This window comes from Paraburkholderia phymatum (assembly GCF_038900715.1).
Classification (GTDB): Bacteria; Pseudomonadota; Gammaproteobacteria; order Burkholderiales; family Burkholderiaceae; genus Paraburkholderia; species Paraburkholderia phymatum_A.
On the sequence record NZ_JAYMRZ010000074.1, the window covers coordinates 1 to 1369 of the forward strand.

1 protein-coding gene is annotated in these 1369 nt (G+C 64.4%); it reads left to right on the forward strand.

Annotation, left to right across the window (positions count from 1 at the left end; all coding sequences use genetic code 11):
* Positions 1-54 precede the first annotated feature (54 nt).
* Positions 55-1328 (forward strand): IS3 family transposase gene (locus VSR68_RS42435; protein WP_407671306.1). Its coding sequence is split into 2 segments (ribosomal slippage): positions 55-313 and positions 313-1328, totalling 1275 coding nucleotides; the frame shifts between segments, so codons are not numbered across the junction.
* Positions 1329-1369: the final 41 nt, after the last annotated feature.

A 1369-nucleotide genomic window follows, 5' to 3' on the forward strand; every position in this document is an offset into this window, starting at 1 on the left:
TGAGATTGACCCGCAAGAACGGACACCTATTCTTTTTCAAGAGGAGGTGCCGAAATGGGCAAGACTCGTACGCCGTACCCGACAGAATTTCGGGCGCAGATGGTGGAACTGGTCAGGGCCGGACGCACACCGCAGGACCTTGCGCGCGAGTTCGAGCCAACGGCGCAGACCATCGTCAACTGGGTTGCACAGGCCGATCGCGATGCTGGTGTACGCCAGGACGGGCTGACCACGGCCGAACGGCAGGAGCTCACGCGGCTGCGTCGTAAGGTCCGCCAGCTTGAGATGGAGCGCGACATACTCTCTCACGCGGCAGCCTGGTTCGCGAGGGAGACGGGAGCCGTGCCACCGAAGGGCGGTACGGATTCGTGAAGGCGAACCGGGCCCGCTGGCCCATTGCCACGATGGCGCGGCTGCTCGCGGTCTCCACGAGTGGCTACTACGCGTGGCTGGTACGCGAACCCTCGGCGCATGCCTGCAGTGATGCGCAGCTGCTGGCGCGTATCCGTACGCTGCATGCGAGTTCGCGCGGCACGTACGGGGCGCCACGTATCCATGCGCAACTCGCGCGCGAGGGCGTGCACGTGGGACGCAAGCGGGTGGCGCGCCTGATGCGCATCGCTGGCCTGTGTGGCGCGAGCCGGCGTCGCTGGCCACACACCACGCGGCCACGTGCGGGAGCCCGGCGTGCGCCCGATCTGGTACAGCGACACTTCAGTGCCGGTGCCGCGAACGTGCTGTGGGTCGCGGATGCCACCTACATCCCGACCGATGAAGGATTTCTCTATCTGGCGGTGGTGCTCGACGTGTTCAGCCGCCGCATCGTCGGCTGGGCGATGTCGAACCATCTGTACACCGAACTCATGTTGCGCGCACTGGACATGGCGCTGCTGCAGCGACGACCCGAGGGGGTGATCCATCACTCCGATCAGGGGTGTCAGTATACGTCGATTGCCTTCGGGCGCCGCTGCCGCGAGGCGGGCGTGCATCCCTCTATGGGGACGGCGGGCGACGCCTACGACAACGCCATGTGCGAATCGTTTTTCGGCACGCTGGAAGCGGAGTTGCTGTCGCGTGAACACTTCGCGACCCATGAACAGGCACGGCGGCGTCTGTTCTCGTTCCTGGAGGGGTGGTACAACGTGCGACGCCTTCATAGCAGCCTCGGTTATCACTCGCCGCTGGAATTCGAAAACCTTCACGCCAAAGATCAAATCTCGTCGCATTGCGGGTTGCCCACCGCCCGACAGCGTCATGGTCGTGACAGGCGACCCGCTGCCGGGCCGTGGACAACCCGCGGCCTTCATGGAGGATCAACAGTGAATTAAACCCAACTGCAGAACTGTCCGTCGAACCGGGTCAACCTCAT